This is a genomic window from Pseudoalteromonas sp. MMG033 (genome assembly GCF_057197785.1).
Genome location: NZ_JBXVAL010000002.1, coordinates 98,999 through 124,429, shown reverse-complemented (window position 1 = coordinate 124,429; position 25,431 = coordinate 98,999). Strand labels below are relative to the sequence as shown.

The 25,431-nt window shown below is 39.6% G+C and carries 21 protein-coding genes; 10 read left to right on the top strand and 11 right to left on the bottom strand.

Annotated features, from left to right (window positions below; translation table 11 throughout):
* The 8 genes from AC2CZC_RS22045 to AC2CZC_RS22010 all read right to left on the bottom strand — a co-directional run bounded on the left by AC2CZC_RS22045 (window position 1) and on the right by AC2CZC_RS22010 (window position 13,195).
* Window positions 1-1,239, bottom strand: coding sequence for an RND transporter (locus tag AC2CZC_RS22045; RefSeq protein ID WP_484585434.1), 1,239 nt, complete (start codon window positions 1,237-1,239; stop codon window positions 1-3).
* Window positions 1,240-1,250: 11 nt separating this feature from the next.
* Complete coding sequence (gene darB / locus AC2CZC_RS22040) at window positions 1,251-3,551, bottom strand: darobactin export ABC transporter permease subunit (RefSeq protein ID WP_484585433.1); 2,301 nt, start codon at window positions 3,549-3,551, stop codon at window positions 1,251-1,253.
* Between the two features lie 13 nt (window positions 3,552-3,564).
* The gene (locus AC2CZC_RS22035) at window positions 3,565-4,629 is read right to left on the bottom strand and encodes a hypothetical protein (protein WP_484585432.1); all 1,065 of its coding nucleotides are present in this window, start codon (window positions 4,627-4,629) and stop codon (window positions 3,565-3,567) included.
* 62 nt (window positions 4,630-4,691) lie between these two features.
* Window positions 4,692-4,868, bottom strand: coding sequence for a darobactin family peptide antibiotic (darA, locus tag AC2CZC_RS22030; RefSeq protein WP_237136156.1), 177 nt, complete (start codon window positions 4,866-4,868; stop codon window positions 4,692-4,694).
* Between the two features lie 2,349 nt (window positions 4,869-7,217).
* A complete protein-coding gene (locus tag AC2CZC_RS22025; protein WP_484585431.1) occupies window positions 7,218-7,457 on the bottom strand; it encodes a hypothetical protein in 240 nt (79 codons plus the stop codon).
* 457 nt (window positions 7,458-7,914) lie between these two features.
* Complete coding sequence (locus AC2CZC_RS22020) at window positions 7,915-9,153, bottom strand: extracellular solute-binding protein (protein WP_484585430.1); 1,239 nt, start codon at window positions 9,151-9,153, stop codon at window positions 7,915-7,917.
* Between the two features lie 8 nt (window positions 9,154-9,161).
* Complete coding sequence (locus AC2CZC_RS22015; RefSeq protein ID WP_484585429.1) at window positions 9,162-11,174, bottom strand: HAMP domain-containing methyl-accepting chemotaxis protein; 2,013 nt, start codon at window positions 11,172-11,174, stop codon at window positions 9,162-9,164.
* Between the two features lie 281 nt (window positions 11,175-11,455).
* Window positions 11,456-13,195, bottom strand: a complete 1,740-nt coding sequence (locus tag AC2CZC_RS22010) for an amidohydrolase (protein WP_484585428.1) — start codon at window positions 13,193-13,195, stop codon at window positions 11,456-11,458.
* A gap of 71 nt (window positions 13,196-13,266) precedes the next feature.
* On the opposite strand from AC2CZC_RS22010, the gene AC2CZC_RS22005 reads away from it, so the two are divergent.
* Both AC2CZC_RS22005 and AC2CZC_RS22000 read left to right on the top strand, forming a co-directional pair.
* Window positions 13,267-13,950 carry a response regulator transcription factor gene (locus AC2CZC_RS22005; RefSeq protein ID WP_484585427.1) on the top strand — a complete coding sequence of 228 codons (684 nt, stop codon included), beginning with the start codon at window positions 13,267-13,269 and terminating at the stop codon, window positions 13,948-13,950.
* Window positions 13,940-15,121: a sensor histidine kinase gene (locus tag AC2CZC_RS22000; RefSeq protein ID WP_484585426.1), complete on the top strand. Its 1,182-nt coding sequence runs from the start codon at window positions 13,940-13,942 to the stop codon at window positions 15,119-15,121. Before AC2CZC_RS22005 ends, AC2CZC_RS22000 begins: the two co-directional genes overlap by 11 nt.
* Window positions 15,122-15,183: 62 nt before the next feature.
* Here the strand turns inward: AC2CZC_RS22000 and AC2CZC_RS21995 are convergent, their stop codons facing one another.
* Window positions 15,184-15,642, bottom strand: a complete 459-nt coding sequence (locus AC2CZC_RS21995; protein ID WP_484585425.1) for an OsmC family protein — start codon at window positions 15,640-15,642, stop codon at window positions 15,184-15,186.
* A gap of 134 nt (window positions 15,643-15,776) precedes the next feature.
* On the opposite strand from AC2CZC_RS21995, the gene AC2CZC_RS21990 reads away from it, so the two are divergent.
* The 3 genes from AC2CZC_RS21990 (at window position 15,777) to AC2CZC_RS21980 (ending at window position 18,276) form a co-directional block, all read left to right on the top strand.
* On the top strand, window positions 15,777-16,682 hold the full coding sequence (locus tag AC2CZC_RS21990; protein ID WP_484585424.1) for a LysR substrate-binding domain-containing protein: 906 nt from the start codon (window positions 15,777-15,779) through the stop codon (window positions 16,680-16,682).
* A 318-nt stretch (window positions 16,683-17,000) separates the two neighbouring features.
* Entirely contained in the window at window positions 17,001-17,927 is a 927-nt protein-coding gene (locus AC2CZC_RS21985) for a hypothetical protein (RefSeq protein ID WP_484585423.1), read from the top strand.
* 94 nt (window positions 17,928-18,021) lie between these two features.
* The gene (locus tag AC2CZC_RS21980) at window positions 18,022-18,276 is read left to right on the top strand and encodes a hypothetical protein (protein WP_484585422.1); all 255 of its coding nucleotides are present in this window, start codon (window positions 18,022-18,024) and stop codon (window positions 18,274-18,276) included.
* Window positions 18,277-18,689: 413 nt separating this feature from the next.
* Here the strand turns inward: AC2CZC_RS21980 and AC2CZC_RS21975 are convergent, their stop codons facing one another.
* On the bottom strand, window positions 18,690-18,974 hold the full coding sequence (locus tag AC2CZC_RS21975) for an Rdx family protein (RefSeq protein WP_484585421.1): 285 nt from the start codon (window positions 18,972-18,974) through the stop codon (window positions 18,690-18,692).
* A 50-nt stretch (window positions 18,975-19,024) separates the two neighbouring features.
* Window positions 19,025-19,918 (bottom strand): transcriptional activator NhaR, encoded by an 894-nt coding sequence (nhaR, locus tag AC2CZC_RS21970; RefSeq protein WP_237136301.1) that lies wholly within the window; start codon window positions 19,916-19,918, stop codon window positions 19,025-19,027.
* A 143-nt stretch (window positions 19,919-20,061) separates the two neighbouring features.
* Here nhaR and AC2CZC_RS21965 point away from each other — a divergent pair, with 143 nt between their 5' ends.
* The 5 genes from AC2CZC_RS21965 to AC2CZC_RS21945 all read left to right on the top strand — a co-directional run bounded on the left by AC2CZC_RS21965 (window position 20,062) and on the right by AC2CZC_RS21945 (window position 25,248).
* On the top strand, window positions 20,062-20,355 hold the full coding sequence (locus AC2CZC_RS21965) for a hypothetical protein (RefSeq protein ID WP_484585420.1): 294 nt from the start codon (window positions 20,062-20,064) through the stop codon (window positions 20,353-20,355).
* Window positions 20,356-20,722: 367 nt separating this feature from the next.
* Window positions 20,723-21,991 (top strand): efflux RND transporter periplasmic adaptor subunit, encoded by a 1,269-nt coding sequence (locus tag AC2CZC_RS21960; protein ID WP_484585419.1) that lies wholly within the window; start codon window positions 20,723-20,725, stop codon window positions 21,989-21,991.
* A gap of 8 nt (window positions 21,992-21,999) precedes the next feature.
* Complete coding sequence (locus AC2CZC_RS21955) at window positions 22,000-22,689, top strand: ABC transporter ATP-binding protein (RefSeq protein ID WP_484585418.1); 690 nt, start codon at window positions 22,000-22,002, stop codon at window positions 22,687-22,689.
* Between the two features lie 11 nt (window positions 22,690-22,700).
* Window positions 22,701-24,029: an ABC transporter permease gene (locus tag AC2CZC_RS21950; RefSeq protein WP_484585417.1), complete on the top strand. Its 1,329-nt coding sequence runs from the start codon at window positions 22,701-22,703 to the stop codon at window positions 24,027-24,029.
* Between the two features lie 13 nt (window positions 24,030-24,042).
* Window positions 24,043-25,248, top strand: a complete 1,206-nt coding sequence (locus AC2CZC_RS21945) for an ABC transporter permease (RefSeq protein WP_484585416.1) — start codon at window positions 24,043-24,045, stop codon at window positions 25,246-25,248.
* Window positions 25,249-25,431 lie beyond the last annotated feature (183 nt).

Genomic DNA, 25,431 nt, shown 5'->3' with positions numbered 1-25,431 from the left:
TTACTCAATGTACAGCTCCTCTTTATAATTCTTATTCCAATCCAAAATAATGAGCTCTTTGCCAAGGATGTTGGGGTTATCTACGAGCACTTTATCGCCAATCTGCTCCTTGATTTTCAACAGTGTTTTAACTGCTTTGGATTGGTTACTTTTCAACAAATAAATAAACGTGTCGTTATTTTCTTTAAATGTGGCATTCAAAGGTACGCTTGGTAGCTTTGTGTCTGCTGTGCCTGTGAGGGATATTTCAATAGACTGGCCAACTTTGACTTGCGTGTTCATGCTCTGCTGGAAGGGCACTTCAAGGTGCATACGAAATTTACCTTGCTTTACCAGAGGGAAAATTTTGATAATGTTCAACGCAACATCGCGATTCTTGATACTTCCCTCGGCTTGCATGGCGTCATGAACACGGCTCAAATAATACTCACTGAGCTCTACTTCAATTAAAAAGTCATCAATAAGATCTAAAGAACCAAACTCTTGCTTAGGTAATATCTGCTGACCGAACTCAATATCAAAGCCGGATAGATTGCCTGAAATAGGTGCTCTTATCACCAGCTGTTGTTCGCTTTCTTGCAGTTTGAGCAGAAGGGTATTGAGTATATCAACCGTATCATTGATTTCGCTAAGTTGATTCTTTATATGGTCTTTCTGTGATTGGTAATAACTTGCCAATACTTGTTGCTTTGCGTGCCAACGGGTGAGGTTACTTTGTACGTCCTGTACTTCCGACTCTTGCGTTAGGTTATTTCGTAATAGCTGTTGCTTTTGAGCGAGCTCCCTTTCCAATACACTGACTTGAAAAATGGCATCCTCTAATGACAGTTTTGAGGTTTTTAATTCCCGACGCAGATTTAAGCGCATATTTTTAAGGTTACTTATTTGCTCTGATATTTGCGCAATCTTTTCTGTGAGCTTGAGAATGTAATCGTAGTTTTCTAACTCAAGGAGTATCTCGCCTTTTTCTACGAATGAATTTTTCTTGTTGAGATAATACTTAACGCGACCGCCAATATCTGAAGATAGCTTAATTGACTTTCTGGGTTTGATGGTACCCACAGCAGTGATGTTTGGATTTACGCTGTCAATTTTAACGCGATTAACGTCTTTAATCGGTATGCTGGAGATTGATTGATTGCTGTATAAAAGCCCCAATGCAATTGACAGCATAATAACGACAATGGCAAAGATGATTTTAGCTTTGTTATATTTTGGCTGCTCTATGACTGTATCCATCTCATGACTCCTTATTCTGACAAGTACTTTTTACTTATCACGCCAAAATTCAATGCAATGATAAAGGCGATAAGTGTCGCGACAACAAAGAGCGATAATGCATAGTGGTAGAAGCTAAACTGCATCTGATCTAGAGGGATTAATTGATGGTAAAGGGTGATATAACCCAGCAGTATCCCAATGAGTGATGAAGCTAGGTATAAATAGACATTCTTTTTAAATACAAAGTTAAAGATGGCGGTTAAGTCTGCGCCAAGTTGTTTCATAATATGCAGCGAGTCGCTATGTCTTTCAGCATCCACCAGTGAGTTAGCAATGGTGTTCATCGCAATCAAGACGATGTTTAAAATAACGACAAAAAGCAGGTAGAACACGATTTTACTCAAGTCTGAAAATTCTGCGTCTAGGGCTTGTTCACTAGAGATTAGGGATAATTGAGACACTAAGTTTGCTGGACTTTCATGCTTAACCAGTAAGGTATTTGCCTTCGTGTCATCAAGCACTATCATGATGGGATCAAAGTCAGCTTTCACTTTACCTAGATAGAAATTACTCACGACTTGTACAATTTCTATATTAGTTAAACCTTCGCCAAAATCGGCATAAAATTGATGGTTGATGAGCTGATCTACTTGAATATTGTCGAACAGTTTGGAAAAGGCTTGGGTGACAATGACCCGAGTTTTGCCATCGTCATTATTTACCTTGCCTAGCGCTAAGGTTGTTTGGTTGCTGCTTAATACTTCAAGCGCCAGCACTTGTGAAATAGTAGGGCCTGCAAAAAAATAGTGGACAGGTGTGAGCTGCTCATCCAACTTTTGCTGTGCTGTTGATACCGAAATGTAATTCGCTGATTTATCGAAAGGGCGCCAACTACATACTTCTGACACCCTGCCGTGGTTGGTATTTATATTATCTCGAATACGTGTGGGCAACAGGTCATTGTGTCCATCTAATTTTGCGTAATGTGTGCGGCTAATATCATATCCATAGTCCGCTTGTTTAGCGGAAAACAATTCGTAGGTCACACTGACAGCGACAAACATAACCAGAGCAGTGATGAGCGTTTGCATGACAATGGTTAATTGCGTCATCCAGATGGTATTCACGCCTGCTGATCTTGAAATTGTTTGATCTTCTTGTGACGTCACAATTTTACGTAAGACAAGGCAGATAATTGAAATATACATAGAGGCAAGTAACAACAGCATACAGATTGAAATTATCCACATATGTGCGGTGCTTAGTATGGTTAAAAGCGGAAATTCAGCGCTGAGAAATTGCATGCCGAAATAAAAGACAGATAACGACAATACACTGGCAATAAGTAGAGATAGCTTGTTGTCGAGTAATGCGCTCAGCGTAATTTGGCCATAACTGCCGCCGATACTTAATAAGGTTTTTATGCGCTCTGAATGTGAAATTTGGACAGAAGACACTGCACTAAAAAAACCGATGCAGCCGAGCAAGAATGAAAAACCACACACACCATAAATCAAATATAAGCTTGACTTAGCAAATGTAGTCCCCAGTTCATCAGGTAGTGCTAAATCATAATGTAATTGGGAGATAGAGCGCTTTGATAAGTGGATAAATGAAGAAGGTGTGAAAGGGGCTCCGGGTATTTGAGGGGCATTTTCTAACACAACCTGATCTAGATTTAGCGATGTATTATTCTTTAATTCAACGAACAGATGAACATGTGTGTCATACCAATCACCGTAGTGTGATTGAATAACAGGCTCAAAGGTGGATGCAAAAGCAATCATGAGGTCAGGTTTAATTGATAGGCTCTCATCTAACTCAATTACTTGTGTAATTTGAAACCTGCCCAATTGACCTAGCTTTAGAGTTTGTCCGATGAGACTTGCGGGGTTATTAGTGAGCTGTCTGGCGAATGTGCTTGATAAATAAACCTGGCTATTTTCAACAGCAGAGATACCATTTGAACTGAATGACAGCATATTAAATGCTGCTTCATCAAGTGCATATACCTGTGCCTCTTTTATTTCAGTGGTATTGTGTAATACGTTTATTGTTTCTCTATGTGTTATACCGACGCGCTTGATTTCATTGAGTGAAGATAGAGCTGGTATTAGTGCGGCTGGGGCTTGGGAGCTATTAACTTGCTCTCCATTAGGTAAATTAAATTGGGTTTCAATTTTATAAATATCACCAGCAATGCCATTATTGATCCTATTATCTGCAAATACGAATGCAATGATAACTCCGAGTAAAATAGTGCCTAATGACAGTGAAAAAATTCCTGTAATAGAGGAAAGTCCCTTTGGGCTGCTTAAAAACTTCAACATCTTAAATTCCTATTTATTTTAAGCGCTCTAATGTTGTTATGAGTTTTGTGTTTATGATTTCGTCTGAATTTTTTGCGATACGCACGAACTCAGCCTGCTCAAAGCCTTTTGATGCTTGTTGCAGGTATTTGTGTGCATTTTCGGTGTTAAAATGCTTATAGGCTTTTTGCCAAAAGTTTCTCAACCCATACCAGGTGTAACAGGCTTGAATATAGGTGTTAGGGTCAAGCATTCTGCCCGTCCAAGGCGATTTGATCGTCTGAGGGTGAAACTTGGTAGGCAAACAAGGTTCATAAAGCTCTGCAATATCAAATAGGTTATGTGTCATTTCATGGACAATGGCATCTGCAAGTGTTTCAACACTTACCTCATCGAGGTGTGGGTTTATTAACACCACAAGTCCGTTGCATATATTGGTCGATGCGCAGTTGAATTTATTTTTAGTGGTGTCAAATCGAACAACGATGGAGTAGATACTGGCTTTTAAAACATTAAAGCACGCTGGTGACACGGACTGGATATAATCTATTGCAGAGATAACTTTTGGTGCTGTGCTGTCAATGAGGGATTGCGATATTCCGGTGTCACCCCAAGGAATATCTCTTTGCTCGCCGCGAGCAAGATCACTAAAGTAATCAATGACAATGCCTGTTTCTTTATGCAGGTAGTTATTCTTATATGCTTTTTGTGTTAATGGGTTATAGGCTATATCAGAGCGTAAGTTCCAGATTAGTTGTGACTGCTCTATTAGAGCACTATTTGATATTGCATGATTATCTAGTTCAGTTACTTTTAATTCGTTGATAAAGAGTGCTTTTATATTGCTAATATAATCATCTGTACCACGGCTAGTAAAAATGATTTTCCATAGTTTTGGGAGCTTGAAAAAGTGGTATAACTCTTCAGAAGAGAAAGTATTAGAAAGCTTATCAAACAATTCTGAGAGTTCTTTGTGTGATAAGATTTCTCGTTTAAAAATATCTACCAAAAGGTCAATTTTACATTGACTGAATACATCAGCAAAACTATCGCTGTTAAATTCTAAACACTTGGGTAATTCGTTGGTGAGCGTATTCATACATTTGTCCTTAAAAAGCTGCTAAATACAAGTATTTAACAGCATAGTTATCACGTCTTAGGTTACTTTTCGAATGACTTCGACCAGTTCCAAGCTGTGATAGGAGGCGCTACAGAAATGCTATCAACACGTGCTTGATCAACATTAGCAATGTTTAGCGTTTGATCTGAAAAGCTGCTTTTTAGCGCATCAAGTTTTTCAGAGATAGATACTTTCTCTTTTGGTGCTTCAACGATCATTTTTAATTCCTTCTTAAATTTAATTTATTTCATTGAGGAAAGTCCTCCATTTCCTTGTACATGATGTTACTTATTTGTGTCAAACCCTTGTCTGGTTAACGGTTTGGGCGTTGATTGTACAGATTTGAATGGGTTTCGATCCATTTGTTGTGCTTTTTGGGATTGAAAAATTATCAATCACCTAGCGCTGAAGCATGAGTTTTACATTCACATTTCCTAGATAGCCTTTCATTATCTGGAAGTAATAATCTAAAAAAACTCAATTCTTAAAACTTAATACTCTGAAATATAGAGTTTTAATTTTATATTTTATTATTGATTATAGTTATCATTAACGTTCTCATCTGGTTTTTTTGTTTTTGTAATTATGTGAATTGAAGGTTTTTGTTTTATTATCGGCAATAAATTTTCAATTTTATTTAATTGAGGCTTTAATAAAATAAAATAATAAAAAATAAATAAATTTATCAAAATGTAGATTTACCTGATCTGGATCAAGGTTTTTTTATGGCTTACTCGTTTCTCTATTTTTTATATTATTAAGTTATTATTTACTTTTTCGGTGTTTAGTCGTTCTGTCATGTTGAAATAATTTTCAAGGAGTGTGTTGTTGAGGTGGTAGCTGACTTCACTCAAAAATGAGAGAGATGGAAAAAGCTAGCAGCGTAGCTGACGAGAAGTATCTTTATTCAGCCATTGATGGATGTTGATTATTTCATAATTAAAAAGCTTTGGCTTTTTTGTCACTGTTTTTCATGATTTTTTTTAATATTCCAAGACTTTTAGCTGCCTTTGACTATGCTTGTCATAGCTGACTTTAGGTGTACATATCGTTTAGCTAATCTATCGAGGTGTGTTCAGGTTATGTGTTTATGAGAGTAGAATCTTCATTTTATCTTTGCACGCCTATCTCTACTTTTATCATAGATTGATATGACCAATTCGTTTTCAAAGACTTTGAACTGGTTAAGGTGACTTACAATCAGATTCAATATAAACTGTAAATGAACCTTAACCACCTGTTTTTATGTTATATTTTTTATTAATCGTGTACATACACTTTCTGAGTAGCTTTTTGTTCGAGCAATTATATCTGGGTGAATATCAACACAGAAAAATTTATTTCTATCAAGCGGGCTAGATGGTATTCCTGAGTATGAAAAAGTAAGTGCCCATTTGCGTATCCGCCAAAAGCTCCGCTCAATTGGAAAAAATAGCCACTTAAGGTTACTGACAGCTTGTATGGGATAAGCAAAAAACAAACAGCGTGCAGTACCAATGAAGAATTAAAAATACAATAAAATCAATTTTTTATTTTCATGTGCAATCTCCTAAATTTGATGATTATCAATTTTCGCTTAATTTAGAGTTAGTTGATGTTCAAATCATTTTGAACAAATAATGCATTATTGTACTGTGTTAGCTGATATGGTAGTTGATTGGATTGTGGCTGGTGGTGTGTCAATAAAAGGTCATATTAATGCTGAACTAGGCTGCACATATAGAAGTTCACATGCTGAAAGAAATCGCTGTATCGATTTTTCATTTTAGCTTTAAAACACAGAACTTTTTTTAAGCTGATCTTTAAAAAGTCTTAAGGTGAGTTCTTCAGCATCATAATGGGAGCCGCATATAAGGGGCCACTTGATGATCATTGATAGCTTAGCCTCTGCTTTGGTAATGTTCTTGTGTAGACTGCTATGGCTGACGAAGCACTATTAAATAAATTGTAGAGAAGTTAAAAAATAACAATGCTAGACTTGCGCGCTTATTCTAATAACCTCTCGCTAACGTTAAAGATTTTAAGTCACATGACAGACAAACTTACAGTGATTGGGACTTTCATTTTGGCTGAACAGAGATTATCTGAACTATTGGTATTATCATAGTCACCAAGGCTGTCTGATAACTAAAAGTGTTGTAAGTTGTTTAAGCTTGTTATTAGCGGTCGGTAAAATTAAAGTGCAGAGCATACATGCTGAATATCGTTCAAAGTACGAGTTATTTCAATCATAGGTTAAGTGACAATGGGTATCAATGAAGACATCATTGTTGACCAAATAGTTAAGAAGTTAACGAATGTACAATTACACAAATATATCAGTAGGTAATCCGGCCAAGTCAATGGATTCAATCTGTTATAAATGAACGTGGGTATGATATTTTACAGAATGTATTTTTAAATATTAATGCGCTAGGTGGGAAGGTTAGTATTGTTAAATGTTGAGTTGGCGGTTTCTAGAATTATTAATTTAAATTAAATATTTCATATTTTTTATTTTAAAAAGAGGTAATCTTTTCTTTAATTACCTCTTTTTTAATTTGTTACTTTTATTTAAAAGTTAACTATTAGCAAGCTGCTGTATTACAACAGGCTGATTGTCGGCGGTCTGTATGTACCATGGTGTTACAGCCCTGATATGCTTCAGAGTAGTAATCATTTGTACAAGGACCAGTAGGGCGATCGCCTGCTGTTGTGCAAGGTTGTGAGTTATTACCGCCAGCAATCGCTGGTGTTGCTTGAATTGGAAGTTGGCTATTATCTTGGCTTAGAGATTTTATTTTTTTCTTATTTATAGAAAGTTTCATTATCATTCCTTAATTTATATAAAACACATTTTGTGTCGAGCGGTACATTATTTTAATTTTATTGCTTTGTAAATGATGCTTTTAATTTTTTTTCATAAAAGTGTTTCAATTTATTTCATCATTATCTTTTTAACTTAAATTTTATTTTTTTATTTTTAATTATAAAGTTTTATGTTTTTTCGGGTTTCACTTATTTCTTCTGTCTATACTTTGTATGAAACAGAGTTTTTTTCAAAGTGGTTTTTTTGCTATTTCTGACTATCTGATAAATTTATTTTGTGTTTGATATAAATAAGTACGCAGCTGTGTATACCTAGTAATACTATGATTTATCAACTTATTCTTTTAGAGATTTTCTCGGTAAATTAGATGTTAGAATTAATAAAAAATAGGGAAGTACAAAGTTACTTTAGGGTTCAACTGGTGGGCTTAAGTAGCTAAACCCACCAGTTATACTTTAAATTGGGCAGTGAGTAGCTCCTATGTATTGCCAACTGTTCAGCCCGCTTTGAATATGGGCTGCTGCATGTTCAGATGATTGACCAGAAAACACTTGCTTTATGGCCTCGGCAACAAGTTGCTGGTAACTTGGAGTTCCTTGGTTTAATGATGAAGCAGTAAATAAGCTCGCATCATAGCTTTGCTCATTTAATAGCTGAGCTTGCGCTCTAAGGTTTGCGCTGCTGATTTGAACTTGCCCATCATAAGCTGGGATTTCATTCAGGGTATTCGCAAATAAGTTGGCGAAAGTTTTGGTTGTTGTAAAATCAAGCACCTTTTGTGCAAGAGCGGCATGCTCACTGGTGGCATTGATTTGGTATGTACCGTCAGCAAATCCATAGAACTTGCCACTTTGTCCGGGGATAGCCCAAAAGCCCACTTGGTAGCTTTTATCTATTTGATAAAACACTGAGTTTGGCCCTGCGCGCCAGCCGCCATCCAATGCTAAAGCTGAGTTACCAAGCGCTTTACTGGTGCCCATGCCATGATAGTCTTGCGTTAATACGTCTTGATTAATAAAACCTTGCGCATGCCAGTTTTTCAATGTGCTTAAAATATTTACATAGTCAGGATCTGTAAAACAAGCTTGGCCCGCAATAAGCGCTTGTGCTCGAGATGCATTCAGTAATCCCGCAGCCATGACTTCAGCAACTACTTGCGATAGATACCATTGGTCACTGGCCATCTGCAGTGGTGTAATATTTTGACGCTTTAATTGTGCAAACACATTTTCCAATTGAGCAACAGAGCGTGGTTGTGAATTTAAACCATGCTTTTCTAGTAATTTTTTATTGACTAATACCCCTTCTAGTTGCATTGCAAATGGGACGCCATATATATTGCCATCGGCACCTGTCGCCGCCGGAAGTGCGTTGGAATTAATTGAAGTTAACTCATTGCTTTGCGCAGAGATCAGGTTGTGCTCAATCAGTGGTGCCAGTGCCGCAGGGCCTGGCATCCATTGAAAAAGATCAACACGCTGATTTTGCATTGCCAGCTGTACATGGGACTGATATGTATCAAAGTCAATGACTTTTACATTTACTTGGACATCGCCAAGCAAGTTTTGATTATTGATCTTTTCCCATAACAACTGCTCTTGTTGACGCCAAGTGTAAAGGTCGAGTTGTTGCTTGGCACTGGCAATGGTTGGCCAAAGCAATAGTATGATTACTAGGTATAAAAGTTTCGTCATGTTCATCTCTATTGCACCTTAAACTGCTCGTTCATTGTCACTAACGCATCAGATGCTTTATCAAGCTCATTCGCAGCTGCATTGTTATGTTGAATTTGGTCGAGCGTTTGTAGCGAAAGCTCGTCGATGTTTTCAATGCTTGTGCTTATTTCCTGAGCGGCGATATGTTGCTGTTTTGCGGCTTCCGCAATTACTTCATTGAGTTGGTGGGCGTCGCTCACGCCTTGGGCAAACTCTTTAATTTGTACGTCAATCTCCTTAGCCATTTGGGTACAGGACTCTGTATTTTGCACTGAGCTTCTAAGCGCTTGCACGGCTAGATCTGACGATTTAAGTAACTGATCAATTTTGGTTTGAATTTGCTCTGTTGAAGCTTGCGTTCGCATAGCCAGCGTACGCACTTCATCTGCAACAACTGCAAAGCCTCGACCATGCTCTGCGGCGCGCGCTGCTTCGATAGCGGCATTCAGTGCCAGTAAGTTGGTTTGATCTGCAATAGTATCAATAACATTAACCACTTCTTCGATCTGGCGACACTCTTTATCCAAAGAAGCCACTACATCAGCAGCAGATGTCATATCACAGCGTAGCTGCTCACTTAGGGTTTGGTTTTGCTGCACTAAGCCTTGCGACTGAGTGGCAAGGGTATCAGCTTGTGCCATAAGTTGTGTTGCTTGTACTGCAGTATCAGAAATTTCGCTCGATGTGGCGGTCATTTCAAGGACTGCACTGGCCACTTGTGTGGTCTGATCTTTTTGCTGATTTGCAATCGTGGTTGTGTGCTGTGCACTGCTTGATAGAGTATCTACAGAATGATTGATCTGTTCTGATTGTGTCTTTATATCGGTGATAATGTTAGCAAAGGCAATTCTTAAGCTTTGCAGTGATTGACGTAATTGTGCAAATTCATCTTTACCCGTTACATCGATTTGCTCACCTAGGTTACCGGTTGCGAGTTTCTCAATATCTGCAACGGTTTGCTTAAGTGGGCGGCTGATACTGCGTGTAATATACAGCGCTGTCATAATACCGAAAATGAATGTGGCGAGTGTTGCTACAGAGATCCAAGTAAAGCTTGATTCAACTGATGCGGTTGTTTGCGATTCTACCGCAGCACTAAAGTCTTGGCTTAGTTGGCTGATGCGAGCCATATCTGATTTCAGCTGTTGTAGGCCTGACTCTACTTGAGCAAGGTTACTGATCAGGACATTTTTACTAGAAAGATAACTACTTTGCAGAGATTTAATGCCATCTTGTTTACCAATGATCCAAGCAAGATCTGTTGCTACAGCGCCAAGGGGAGTAAGAATATTTCGCTCGAGTGCTGCGCTAGATGAAATAGACTGAAGCTGATAGCCACTTTTAACATAATCAGATAGCCATAACTTGTACTCTTGTGATAGGGCTTGAAGTTCTTGTAGATTATTGATCAATAAGAATTGCTTCGCGATAGATATACCATATCTGAGCTGACTTAAAGAAGCGGTCACTAATTGGTTTTGTCTATATTTTTTGTAGCGTTCAGTAATATTCGCAAGTTGCTCATCAAGCTGACTGATCTGTGCTTGATACTGTTTGAGTGTGGCTTTGTTTTTTAACGCAGTGCTTGCGACGTTCATTGATTTTTGTTGAGCGTTAAATACCTGTGCTTTACTGGCTTCAAATTGCTCAACAACTTGTATTTTCTCACCGTTGTTAGGTAAATTCGTGAACAGCTCTGCCATTGCATCGAGCTGTTGTTGGATCTTTTTCTGATAAGCATTGATGGAACCTTCCAATCTCAACTGTTCAGAAATATCATCTGTGTAATAGTGTTGATAGACAGATAAATTAAGCTGATCAAGCTTACTTTCTACAGAGTTTACTTTTATATCAATAGGCTGAGCGACTTGAGTCACTTTTTTCAAGTTGCTATCAATCTCAGACATTCTAAAGAGAGAGAAAACGCTGATGGCAACCATTGCCAGGAGAACTACCGTGTATCCGACTGATATTCTTGATATTACGGATGCTTTGAACATGGTATGGGTAACTTACTAAATTATGCAGGTTTAAAATTTGCGCAATGGTAGCATTGTCCTTTTTAAAATAATCTAGTATTTATTCAGTATATTTAAACAAAAAAATGTAATGGAACGTGCTGGTTATGTTGAGTAAGTGTTTAGTGTGTATTTGATGCGTAAAAAAGTAACGCTACTAACAATGCACTGATAATAGAAAATCATTAAAAGCTAATGATATCCCTGAGTTGTTGCAATTAAGTGATGCTCGGTGGGGCCGAGAGGCCCCTATCTTGCTCAATTTAGCGTTGGTAGACGATTTCTCCGTCCAATAATGTCATCGTGACCTGCGTATTGGCAATTTCTTTGACTGTGCTTTCGAATAGGTTGTTATCTAGCACGACTAAATCAGCCAGTTTGCCTACTTCTATACTACCAACCAAGTGATCTTGTCGCATCGCATAGGCACTGTTTAGTGTGTAGGCTTCGAGTGCTTGTGCTAACGTAATAGCTTGTTGCGTTCTAGATATCGCATTACTGATCCCGATAAAAGGGTTGAATGGACTGACGTTCCAGTCACTGGAAAGTGTTAAAGTTGCATTGCTTTCAACTAAGCTTTTAATTGGAACCAAGTCTTGGCTGCGTTCTGCGCCCAAAAGTGGGATGTTTTCAGGCCAGTGACCAGGGTCTGTAAAGTCGCCTGCGACTTGGGCATCTGCTATCACACCGAGTTTAGCAAAGCGCGTATAGTCCGCTGGATCAACCACCTCTAGGTGCGTCAATCTGTGACGAGACTTACCCAACGAGGCATTTTCAATGGCATTTAGCGCTTCGTGGATCCCTCTATCACCAATGGCATGAATGTTAAAATCGAACCCTGTTGGTTCCAGCGCTTTTATGTATTTTTCAAGACGTGCTTGAGTAAAGTAGTTCAGGCCATTGTTACCATCGAGTTCAAGCCAGTTTTGGTGATACGGTTCATGCATCGCAGCGGTCGTGTTAACTAATATGCCATCTACATAAAACTTGACTTGATTTACTTTCAATAAGCTATTTGGGTCTGCTTGGTAAAGAGATTTTAGTTTACTTAGCTGGGCTGCATCGTTCATTTGAGGGTAAGCCCATAGACCTAAATGCGCTCTAAGTGTGAGCTTATCTTCGTTGGCAATTTTCAGCCAAGTTTCAAGGTGTCCACGCTGCCAGTAGGTCCTCGCATCACTGATTGAAGTGATCCCTGCTTTGTTTAGCGCAGGCATTGTATATTCTATCAACCCAAGGTAATCGCTTTGTAGCGTATTAGTCAGCGAACGCATAGCCAATTCCATAACTTGGTTACCGGCATTATCGTAAAGGATCCCATCTAGATTACCTTGCTCGTCTTTGCCAATAACACCGCCAATCGGATCTAGGCTATTTCTGTGGATCCCTGCTAATTCCATTGCCTTGCTATTGAGCCACATTGAATGAGACGTTTGCTCCATAATGATAACTGGACGGTCCGGCACAGCTTCATCTAATACGTCAATAGGACTGTCTTGCATTTCGAGCAAAGTGCCAATTGAGTGCCCATAACCAATCAACCACTGGGCGTTTGGGTTTTGAAATGCGGCGTCTGCAACAAGGTCAATATAGGTATCGGTAGACTCGGCTTCAGGAATGGTAAATTGAGTCGCATCAGATCCAGACTCCAATGGATGCATGTGTACATCATGAAAGCCTGGCATCATCATCTTGCCCTTGAGGTCAATAACTTGGGTATTTTCACCAATATGCTGCTGCACTTGCTCTGTGGTGCCGACGAAAATAATCTTCTTGTCTTTGATCGCAACGGCTTGGGCCCAAGGCTTGTCTTCATTCACTGTATATATGTCACCATTGACAAACACCATGGTTGATTTATCTTGTTGAGTTTGACTAGGTGTTGTTTCTGGCGTATTGCTTTTTATGGAACTATTAGCCGTAGGGGTTGAATCGGAGTTACAGCCAGACATACAAAGGCCAGCTACAATTAAAGGAAGTAAAGACATATTTGTGACTCTCATGGTTGACTCCTATTAGTTGGCGCTACAATATCAATGGCATGGTAACCATAAGGTAACAGTGTAGAGGTTTTATGCTAGTTTTGCTGGTTGAAGATGATAGGTCTTTGGCTGCACAATTAATCGACTTTTTGCAATGCGAAGGCATTGAAGTGGATTATGCCACTTCAATCTCAAGTGCAAAAGAAATAGCGGCTCAAACACAAAAGTATACCCGTTATGATGCGGTGATATTAGATATGGACCTGCCAGATGGGAGCGGGCTGAATTTATTGTCTGAGCATATTCTTGGTCAAGGTGTGCCTGTGTTGTTTTGCACTGCGGCGACATCACTTGAAGAAAAGTTGGCTGCTTTTTCAGCTGGCGCACTTGATTACATTACCAAACCATTTGCGCTACCAGAGTTGGCAATTAGGCTTAAAATCTTGGCTCAAAAGCAGGCCACGCAAACAACCTCGATATTTGAACTAGATAGTTTGTTTATTGATTTTTCATTGAAAATAGCAAAGCGAGGAGAGCGAGCTTTAGTGCTTTCTCCTCAGCAATGGCAACTAGTATCTTTGCTTGCTAAGCAAAGTCCAAAGCCTGTGAGCAAAGATCAGATCTTAGCTCATATATGGCCAGATCAAGACGTCAACAATAATATGTATAAATCATTGCTCACTCGGTTGCGTCGTAATATATCGAAAGCCGCTGAATTAGAGCTTATTCATACTATTAAAAGTCAAGGTGTGGTTTTAAGGTGCAATGATGAATAAGCCCCAAAGCCTTGGACGTTATTTTATCCTTAGGGTAGGTGTATTCTTTCTGGTTTTTATTGCAATTTGGATCCAAGTGGCGACCTGGGTCTATCATTTTGCTTGGGATGACACAACAGAGCATTATCTTTATCAAGATTTAGCATTGGCACATAGTGGACAGCTTACACTGCCTTTGATGACACAAGAGAAGTTCATCGGCTTTTTAGATGATATGCCCCTCGAATACCAAGCTGTTTTGAATATTGACGATATTGAATTTGAACATACGTTTTTATTGTCATCCGCTACTGGTGATATGTATGTCCTTAAAAGTGAAGATGGTGAGGGCCGCTCATTATTTGTTATTCACTTTTTTTCTCATCAAGGCTCGCCAAGTTTAGTACCTATCTTTATCGTCTTGAGTAGTTTTATGTTAATTCCTTTAGGGTTATTAGTCTGGCGAGTTTGGCGAGCTATGAGTCGTGATTTAAATAGAGTTACGCGCAGCTTAGAGACAGATGAAGTGCTGAGTGCGCGTTTTATTGAAATGTCCGAACTACAGTCAACAGTAAAAATGGCACGTTTTGCACAGCAACATGCGCAAAAACAAGAGCGTTTGTTTTCAGCATTTTTGAGCCATGAAGTGAGAACACCATTGACTCACATTCATCACAGTATGAGCCGGTTACAGCAAATTGATGAAATCCCTTTGGCTGCGTTAGACGTGCTTGATGAGCTTGAAAGAGGGCAACAGGCACTGACTGATATTGCTGATGCAGTCTTACTCTTGAGCCACCCTAATAAAGCAAAGCTTGGACGCCACGCTTTGCTGCCTTTGTTAATGAGGTGGAAAACAAAATGGCGTGAACACGGCCTGAGTATAGAGCTTGTGAATGAGCACAAAGTGGGAAAGCAGGCTATTGATCCTAAACTGTTTGAGCTGCTGTTAATACAAGTGGCGAAAAATGCATTGCAACATGGTGATGGCGCGCTGCGATTAAGATGTGATGAAGATGGGCTAGTGTTTGACAATAATATTAAAGCAAAGCCGACGCACTCAGGTCATGGTCTAGGTAGTCAAATGATGTCGCAAGTCTGTGATTGTTTTGGGTGGAAACTAAACGTGAACATTGATAGTAAATATATGCTCAGCATTAATTGGAAGCCAACTAACACCGAGCTTGGTTGATACCCTCAGTTCGGCTCTACGAGTAAGCTAGTATCAATGGTAAATGCATTGTCATTGGCTGTTTATTCCACCCTAATACGTGTATTTACTGAGTTTGCAATGAAGCACGAATCATGGGCTTGATGATGCAATTCAGAGATAATTTGTTCATCAATTTGGCTTGTGTGATGCCAAGTGAGCTGCGGCTTGAGTATCACGTCTGTGATTGCTGTTTTGCCATGTCCATTTTTACCCATTACCCCAGAAGCATTATCAATATAGGATTCAACGATTAACCCTGATTGTGCTGCGAAATGAAGAAAAAATAGCATATGGCAACTGGATAGTGATGCAACATATGCTTCTTCTGGGTCAACATTATTTGGTTCTGAGTATGGCAAAGGCACAACCGAGGGGGAAGATGATGCAGCGATTTCAATGCCACCATCAAAACGCCAAGTATGTGCTCGATTATATTTCGCGTCGATAAATGCTTCATTTGGTTGACGATGCCAAGAAATAACCGCTGTGTGAATAGACATAGGTATCCTCTGAGTTTAAATTGCACGCAGGCTTAGTGCAGTGCGATTACAAAATACTTGCTGATTATTATGAAATTGACAGCTGATATATAGAAGCGATAATAACTCAAAGTGACTTGAGGTATTTTCACATCATGAGTAATTTAAACCTCTCATTGACCGCGCTTCATACATTTTCAGTGGTTGCTAAAGAGCTTAATTTTACGGTAGCGGCTGGCATTCTACACATTTCTCCCAGTGCAGTTAGCCATCAAATGAAGTTGCTAGAATCTCAGTTAGGTATGAGCTTGTTTCATCGTAAATCAAAAGGCGTGACCTTAACGCCAGAAGCGGTGCGCCTTTATGAGCATGTGAGTAAAGGATTTAATGTGTTAGAGCATGGGGTCGTTGCAGCTCGTCGTTCGACTCAAGTCGAGAGAGTTGTGTTGGCTGTGATCCCGTCGTTACTTGAGCATTGGTTAATCCCAAAGTTGGGAGAGTTCTACCAATGCTATCCCCATATCGAGCTAAACCTAATCGCACAAGATCAGCTCATTGACTTTAATCGCCACCATGTAGATGCGCATTTACACTTTGGTCATGGGCAATATCAAGGGCTCAGTTGTACACGCCTTGCATTTGAGTGGGTTTATCCTGTTTGTGCGCCAAATTATTTAAAAGCGCTGGATGAAGGTGCTCCTTTGCTAAGCTATCAAGGTGGAATGGAAGATGCATCTGGTTGTATTAATTGGCAAGACTGGCTTGAACAGCATTTTGTTAACGGCATACCGAATCAAAACATTAGAACATTTAGCCACCTTGGTCATACATTAACTGCGGCTAAATATAGCCAAGGCATCGCACTGGGTTGGCACCACATTGCCAGTGAAATGTTGGCTCAAGGTGCGCTCGTCAAATTACCTTATGAACCTATATTAATGCCATTTTCATACTTTTTTGTCACGGACCAAAACACAGGCAATAGTGAGGCATTAATGTGTTTACTTAACTGGCTTAAACTGAAATTTGTTGAATCATCAATGAAAAGTGAGTCTAATTGACCCAAAATGAGCAAATTACATTAATATTGAACGTGTGCTTTTTTAGTTAGCATAATGGCGGTGTAAATTATTTATATCAAATAATATCAATGATTTGCACTTTTTATAACTGGCAGGAGATTTAATTAAATGAATATTAAATAATTCATTATTGCTTTTATATCGCCCAAAGATTGCAATTTGCCCTCAATGTATGGCTAAATTTAGTGTACAACTTTTAACAGTTTATGATGTCTAACTAGTTTAGATTACAGCGTTAACTGTTGGATCAAGGAAGCGCAATTTATTTAAGGCCTGAATTAGAGGTGTAGGTATAAGATGTCTCAAACAAAAAACAATATAGCATTAGGCGTTGCATCAGCGGCACTAGCGCTGGCGTTGTATTCTCATTTCTCAACTGAACCTAGTAACCAACCTTTGCTTGTTGAACAGCCCCAATCTCAACAGCAACATGTCCACTCTCAGATTGACAGTGCTCATATTGAGATAAATGACAATCAAAGCTACGAAGATATGGATAACAGTGCTTTAATCGCACGTATCGAATATTTAGAAGAGCGTCTATTAGACATTGAAAATCAGGCTTTCGGCACTGGTGCATCGAATGACGCGATGGAAGAAACAATTCTTGCTGTTCTTGAAGAGAAAGAACGTAAAGATAGGCAAAAAAGAAGCGAAGATAATCCAGTTTATGGGTTTTACGAAGATTTGCCCAAAGACTATGACTTAAAACTAAAGACTGATCCAGAATATGCGTCTCAAGTGAGCCAAGATTTAAGAGGTAAGGTGCTTGACCAAACTTTAACACCGCAAGAGCGCCTTTCTGCGATGGGACAATTACAAATGAATATGTACATTCTTAATCGAACACAAGGCGAAATGTTTGATTATGAGACTGTGGATGCCGTCCTTGAAATTAGTAGAAATAGTGCTGATGATAAACTTAAGGTACAAGCATTAGAAGTAGTTGCTCACTCACCTGTTGTGGATAGTCGTATTGCTAAATCTTTACAAGATATTATTGAAAAAGAGCCCAATAAATATATGAAAACCATGGCTGCGGAAGGTCTGATGGGTCAGTATTATCAAGCCGGTGAGAGCGATCCAGAAGTTAAGCAGCAGTTGGCGAACGATATTTTAGCAATGTACGATAACGCAAGTAGCTCCGAAGTTCAGGCGGTCATGCAGCGATTGATCAGAGACGATGAATTGCTACAACAAATACGCAGAGATGCTGGCAGGTAATTGATCGTTGTTACTTGTTTAAAAATGAACAAGGTGGGGATCTACTTCATGGCACGTTTCGATGCCGTGAAGTAGCCATGATAAGGAAATAAAGATGAGCTATGCTTTATTGTTGGCCTGCGCTATTGTAGGCTTATTTTTACTGTTGCCTTTTTATAAAAAAATGCTCTGTGTTGTCAAAGATATGGATGCAGAGTTCTCGGCCGGTATTAAAAAAGAAAGCGGATTTAAAAATGGTGCAGAGGGAAACTTCTTTATCGCGAAGTTTTACGTTATGTTGCTGCCACTAGCATGTCATGGTATCGCGTCTTTTTTACTATATCTTGTCGCATCTAAGCTATTTTTATAGTTTGCAATATGGTCAATTTGAAGGTGAAGTTGAACCACTTGAAATCTTGTTTGCTCAAGCAGGGTCTAATTAAAAAGCAGCAAAGGTTTTTAATCGTTTTATTGGTGATCAGTGCGTTAATACCGATTTATACCCTCTTTGTTGCATTCGAAAATCGTTTTTTAGAGTTTGCATGGCAGTTCCGGCATTGGCTAGTTATTGGGTTTTTGCAATTAGCTTGTTACATGGTGCTTGCTCTACATGTGATAAAGGGCAGACAGGCGTATTATGTGACTGTCTGCTTTAGCATCATGCTATGCTTGTCTCAGTTTATATTTACTAGTTTGATGATAATACTTAGTGCTGCTGAATTAAGTATATAAACAATGGCTGGTTACTGTGACTTGAACTTTGGGGTAGTGTAACTGTTTAAGTTAATCTTGGTGTTTATCGATATGGCCGAGATCGCGACTGGGATCTAACTTGTCTCTCACACGCCTTTTAAGTTCTTTGGCTTCTGGAAAGCCGTTATCTTCTACTCTGCACCAAATCAGTTCATCATTATAATAAACCTTGAATACGCCTTTACTTGCTGGTGAGAGCGACACTTCTTTAAGATCATCGCTAAAGGTTGATAATAGCTCTTGGGCTAGCCAACCACTTCGGAGCAACCATTGGCATAATACACAATAGTGTATGGTAATTTTGGGTTTGTGCATGTGAGTATCACCGTCTTTTTAGTGTATATGTGTGTAAAAGCGAAGGGGCTTTACTCACCTTCGCGTTGTGCATTTTGTACGAATTCAGAATAAATCGTGTCTTTGATTAGTCGATCTGGAGTGAAGGCGTAATAGTGTTGGTAGACGTTTTCAATGTTGCCAATAAATGTTACGTCATAGTGACGTTCTATCTCTTCTCTGATTGATAAAGGGGCTGGGAATATACCAAACCCTTGCTGACCGAGTGACTTCATTAATGCACTGTCGTCAACATGGCCTGCAACAGACATGTTGATCCCGAGATCTTCCAGCCAGTATTGAATTGCGTTTGTCACCGGGCTCGCTTTAGCAGGCAGAATAATCGGCATATCTTTTAAGGTACTTGGGAAGTTTTTACTTAGTTTTGCATAGTATGCAGAATTTCCGTACAGTCCAAGTTGGCTTTTGCCAATTTCATGACAAAATGCTTTAAAAGGTGTCGAGCTATCTAATGGCTTATCTGCGAGGACTAAATCAATCTTGTGTGTTGCCATTTGGGCTAATAGTTCAGATTGCTGTCCATCAATGCAGTGTAAATTTGTAATACGCTCATGTTTGATCAGTGGAGATAACCACTTTGAAACGAGAGATTTTGGTAAAGCATCAGAGATCCCGACCTTTAATGTGCGATTTATATTATCAAGGTCACCTCGTGTCGTTTCTAGCCACTCTTCCGCGACACTGAACATATCATTGGCATATTGCTGCGTAAGCTGCCCATATTCTGTCAACCTTAACCCCCTACCTTCACGAACAAACAGCGGCTTGCCCAATCTCTGTTCTAAGCTTGTTATTTGTGCGCTGATGGTTTGCGGCGTGAGATGTAATACCTTACTAGCGGCAGCAATGCTGCCAAGTTTACTGACTTGCCAAAAATAATAGAGGTGGTTGTAATTAATATTCATCATACTTCGTAAATTTCGATGTCTAAATAAGATTTAATCAGCTTTTATCTTTGATTCCACCTTAGTAGATTTAACTTAACGGCGCAATCATTTATTTTACCAAAGTGGGTAATTAGCGCATATTTATGAGCGAGGTCAAAGATATGAAACTGAACTTGAGAATGACAGGTAAAGCGATAGGCAGTTCGGCAAAGGCTAAAGTAGCCAAGATGGTCAGTGAGCAGTTAATTAAATACGTTACCAATATTCGAAAGGTTAAAGTTCATATTGATGATGTTCCCTCAAAACTACATGGCACGCTGACTCAGTGCAGTATTGAAGTACTTTTACCTGGTTTGCCTAGTATTCGTGTAAAAGCAAAAGGCAAAAGTTTAGCGCAGGCAATCAGCCGTGCAGTGAGCAATAGCGAAACGGTTTTGACTCAGAAGCTTTGTTAACATTTAGAGTAAGGCTTCTGAACCTTTAGTTTACCCCTTGACTTTACTTGAATGGAATAGATTCCCAAGCACTTGCTGCAGCATGGATGCTGCACATTTTCTTCCCATCCCTTCTTTATTGATTGTTAAAATAACCTATAAAAAATTTAATGTTGATTAAACTATGTTTTCGTTCATGTTAATATGGGGCGGCTATAACACCTTTTAAATTAACACTATGAAATGACTGTGTATTAGGCGTAATGGCTTTTTAGAACAACCTCACATTATTATTAGTTTAATAAAATGTTTATTTTAAGTGACATTTTGGGGGTGGTTGTGTATTTTAATCAATGATAAGCAGCAACATAATGCTCAAGGAAGTAAAATGACATATATATCTGATACCAGTGCGCAAGACACGCAAATCGAAAAAAAAAGGAACTATAAACTCTACATTGCAATCGTTGTTGGTATCGTTATATTTCTTACTTTAATTGTCCCACAGGTATCTATCTGGCTAAGTGGTACCAGTGCAGTACGTTTGGAGAAAATTCGTATTGCTGAGGTACAAAAAGGGCAATTCGTTCGTGATATTTCAGTACAGGGTCGTGTGGTAGCCGCGAAAAGGCCGACGGTTTACAGTCCTGCACAAGGTACTGTGACATATTTGGTTACTGCTGGTGATACCGTTGCGTTAGGTGAGGCGCTTGCTGTTATTGATAGCCCGGAACTCACCAGTTTATTAGCACAAGAAAAGTCAGAATTGACAAGGCTAAAAACGCAATTAGAACGTGAAAAAATACAAGTCAAAAAGCAGGATTTAGAGCAAGAAAATTATATAGGTAAAGCGCAAGTTGCACTCAATGCTGCAAAACGTGAGATGCGTCGAAATGAAGAAGGGCAAAAGAATCAGGTTGTCAGTGACATTGATTTTCAAAAGGCTAAAGATGACCTGCAAAATGCTGAACGAGAGTATCGATTGGCAGTGAAAGAAGTCGCGTTATTAAAGGAAAGTCAAAAGTTTGAAATCAAAACGCGTGCGCTTGAGCTGGAAGCACAACAGGTAGTTGTTAATGAGCTACAAAGACAAGTTTCATCTCTTTCAATTGTGTCGCCTGTTGCGGGCATCGTTGGTAATTTAACGGTTGAACAAAAAAATACGGTGACCAAAAATCAGCCACTACTAAATGTTGTTGATTTGTCGCAGTATGAAGTCGAAGTAAAGATCCCAGAAAATTATGCGGATGATTTAGCGCTAGGTATGGGGGCAGACTTGATGCTTAATGGCAATAAATACCAAGGTGAATTGACAGCAATCTCACCTGAAATTGTCAGTGGTCAAGTTGAAGGAAAAATCCGCTTTAAAGACAAAGATATTAAAGGGTTAAGACAAAATCAAAGGTTGACTAGTCGGGTTGTCTTAGAAGAAAAAAGTGATGTTTATTATCTACCACGAGGACAATTTACTGAGTCAGGTGGTGGGCGTTTTGTATACGTAGTAGAAGACGGCACTGCCGTTAAAAAATCGATTAAATTAGGTTCAAAGAGTTTAGGGCAAGTGGAAGTTATTTCTGGCTTAGCGATGGGCGATAAAGTCGTAATTTCTGACTTGAGTATATTTAAAGATGCAGGAAGTGTAAGAATCGTACAATAGGGGGTAGTATGTTAAGGATGAATAAATTAGCGAAGACTTATCGCACAAATGAAGTTAAAACGAGCGCGCTTCGTCCGTTTGATTTAGAAGTAAAGCAAGGTGAGTTTGTAGCTGTTGTAGGGCCGTCAGGCTCTGGAAAAACAACTTTTCTTAACATTACAGGTTTGCTTGAAACAGCCAGTGAGGGCCAATATTGGCTTGATGGTGTTGAAGTATCAACATTGGGGGATAAAGCCAAATCTCGCCTTAGGAATGAGAAAATAGGTTTTGTGTTTCAGAGTTTTAACCTGATCCCAGAATTAAATATTTACGATAATGTAGAAATGCCGCTGCGCTACAGAAAGCTATCTGCGTCACAGCGTAAAGAGCGAGTTGAACAGGCGTTAGAACAAGTCGGCCTTGCTAAACGTCAAACTCACTATCCTTCACAGCTTTCTGGTGGTCAACAACAGCGCGTTGCGATCGCCAGAGCGCTTGCCGGTTCCCCTTCTTTTTTGCTCGCAGATGAACCGACAGGAAATTTAGATTCAAAAATGGCCAGCGGTGTAATGTCTTTGCTACAAGAGATCAACCAAAAAGGGACTACCATTATCATGGTAACGCATGATCTGTCGCAAGTTGCGTTTGCCAGCCGAGTCATAGAAGTAAAAGACGGTGTAATTACTGATGTAGAAAACTACGCTCAAGAAATAGCTTAAGGGGATATTTCATGGGGATTTATTACACCAAATTGGCGATGCTGAGCTTGTGGAAAACCCGTTATATGAGTTTGTTGGCAATCATCATTATCGCTGTGGGCATTGCAGCGACGATGACGACTTATACCATCAACTATATGATGACAAAAGACCCTATACCATCGAAGTCAGACTCTTTGTTTTTAGTGCGAATTAATAACTGGAGCCCAGACGTCATTTATGGCAACGAGGATGAAGAACACGCGCCTATCTACATGGCAGTGCAAGATGCTGTCAATCTAATCCGCCACGATAAAGCACAAGCGCAAATTCCAATTGCTGGGTTTAAGGATATGCTTAAATTGCCCACGCAGGATGCTGTTGATGCAAAGATGACGTTTGTGCGCAGCTCCACTCGAGATTTTTTCTCTTCTTTTGAAGTGCCTTTTTTATATGGATCAGCTTGGCCCAAAAGTAGTGATCAGAGTGGTGAGCAAGTTGCGGTCATTTCAAAAAAACTCAATGACCAACTGTTTGCAGGTAAAAATTCGGTTGGGCAGGTAGTTGAACTTGGAGAGCACCAACTTACAGTGGTTGGTGTGATTGACGACTGGGCAATTTTACCGCGCTTTTACGGTGAGTCTACACTTGCATTTAAGGCTCCTCGAGATGTATTCATGCCGTTTCAAACTCAGTTAAATTTAGAATTATGGTCGCCAAACGTGCAAGCTTTCGAGTGCTGGAAAGAGGCTGAAAATGCATCTGTAGAAGCGTTTTGGGCATCAGAATGTATTTGGGTCTATTTCTGGGTAGAGCTGAATAATGAACTAGAAAAAGATGCTTATATGGACTTTTTAGAGTCTTATGTAGAGCAACAAAAAGCGTTAGGTCGTTTTCAACGCCCTATGCTGAATGAATTGCAATCACCTGCCGAGTATTTGAAAGAGCGTGAAGCCTATTCATCAGACAGTGAAATAGCGGTTTGGCTTGCTATTTGTTTTTTTGCACTGTGCTTATTAAATGCGATGAGCATCATAATGACTAAATTCCAAAGTAAAGCGGGTGAAGTAGCGCTTCGACGTGCAGTCGGTGCAAGCAGTGTTGATTTGATCCAGCAGTACATGATTGAAACAGGCATTATCGGCTTATTGGGCGGGCTTTTAGGGTTGCTACTGAGCCAGTTTTGCTTGCTGTTGTCGAGCCAACTTTATACGCATTTGAGCAAAGATATCATGGCAATGAGCGCACAGTTAATGGTTATGACAGTCTTGTTGTCTATCGTTTCTAGCTTGGTTTTTGGATTGTTCCCAATAGTGAAAGCAATTCGAGTTCAGCCTGCAACACAGCTGAAAAGCTTGTAATGGAGAAGGATGAATGAAGGATTTATTACCGATTATAAAATCACTTAAAAGTAACTTAAGCGCATCATTGTTGTTTATTTTACAGGTTGCGATCACCTTTACGATATTAGTTAATGCGATATTCCTTGCGATGGATAAACGTGAATCGATAGGGCGTGCTTCAGGTCTTGATGAGCAAAATGTATTCTATATTGCAACTAACTTACCCGTTGAAGAAGCTGAGCGTGCGAGCATGTTAGACCAAGACCTTGCCAACCTCAATGCGTTATCAGGCGTTGAGCATGCATCAGTTTCCTCCGGAGTACCGCTAAGTGGCTGGGGCCGATTTTTAGAAGTTGCAACTGAGCCTGACGCTAGATATGACACTTTTTCGGGTTACTACGGTGGCGACTTAAATCTATTAAATGCATTTGGTGTAAAACTTGTTGCAGGTAGTGAGTTTAGTCCAAGCTCTGAACTGAGAGCCCGTACAGACGGGCACAAGGTGGCCATTGATATTATGATCACCAAGCCTCTCGCTGAGTCACTGTACGCTGAGCAATGGGAGCAAGTTGTAGGCAAGACCATTTATATTGATAATAAGCCACAGCGAGTTGTCGGTGTTATTGATAAATTACAAGCAGCATGGCCAACCTGGGTTGTTGTCGAACATGTGATTTTGGGGCCAGTTAAAGAGGCTGATGCCATGGTGTATTACATTATTAGAACACAGCCAGGGCAGCAGAGTACAGTGATGGAGAATGCGTTGGCGTATTTGATGTCCTTTCACGGTAGAAAGATAGACAAAATTGAGACGTTTGAGCAAGTAAAGGCTAACGCCTACAGTGCTGAAAATGCCGCAAGCAACACGTTATTTGGTGTGATTGGTGGCTTACTGATGGTAACGGCTTTGGGAATTTTTGGTCAATCTCGCTACAGTATTATTAAGCGCACTAAGTTGATTGGTATTCGACGTGCTATGGGGGCAAGTAAAGGGCAAATAATTCGATATTTTGTGCTAGAAAACTTTGTACTTTGCAGTATAGGAATTGCCATCGGTATTGTGTCAGCGATAGTCCTGAGCAATGCTTTTAGTAACGCGTTTTCTTTAGGTACTGTACCTGTGCACTACATGTTTTACGGTACGTTGTGCACAATTTTGCTAGGCCAAATAGCTGTATTATATCCCGCTTTAAAAGCATCCCAACTGTCGCCTGCGATAGCAACGCGCACAGTGTAGTCTCTTTTAATTAGAGAGCGTTAAAGTACTAAGTTCTAGGTAGTGGTATTTAGAGCTTAGTACCTTAAAACATCCCCATTACTTGCCTTTTTGTTATAATGTGTATTGCAAACAACGATACGCTCACACGCTTATTACGATGGTAAGACGTTTTGACGTTTCATTCGGTTTACATGCGAGTAC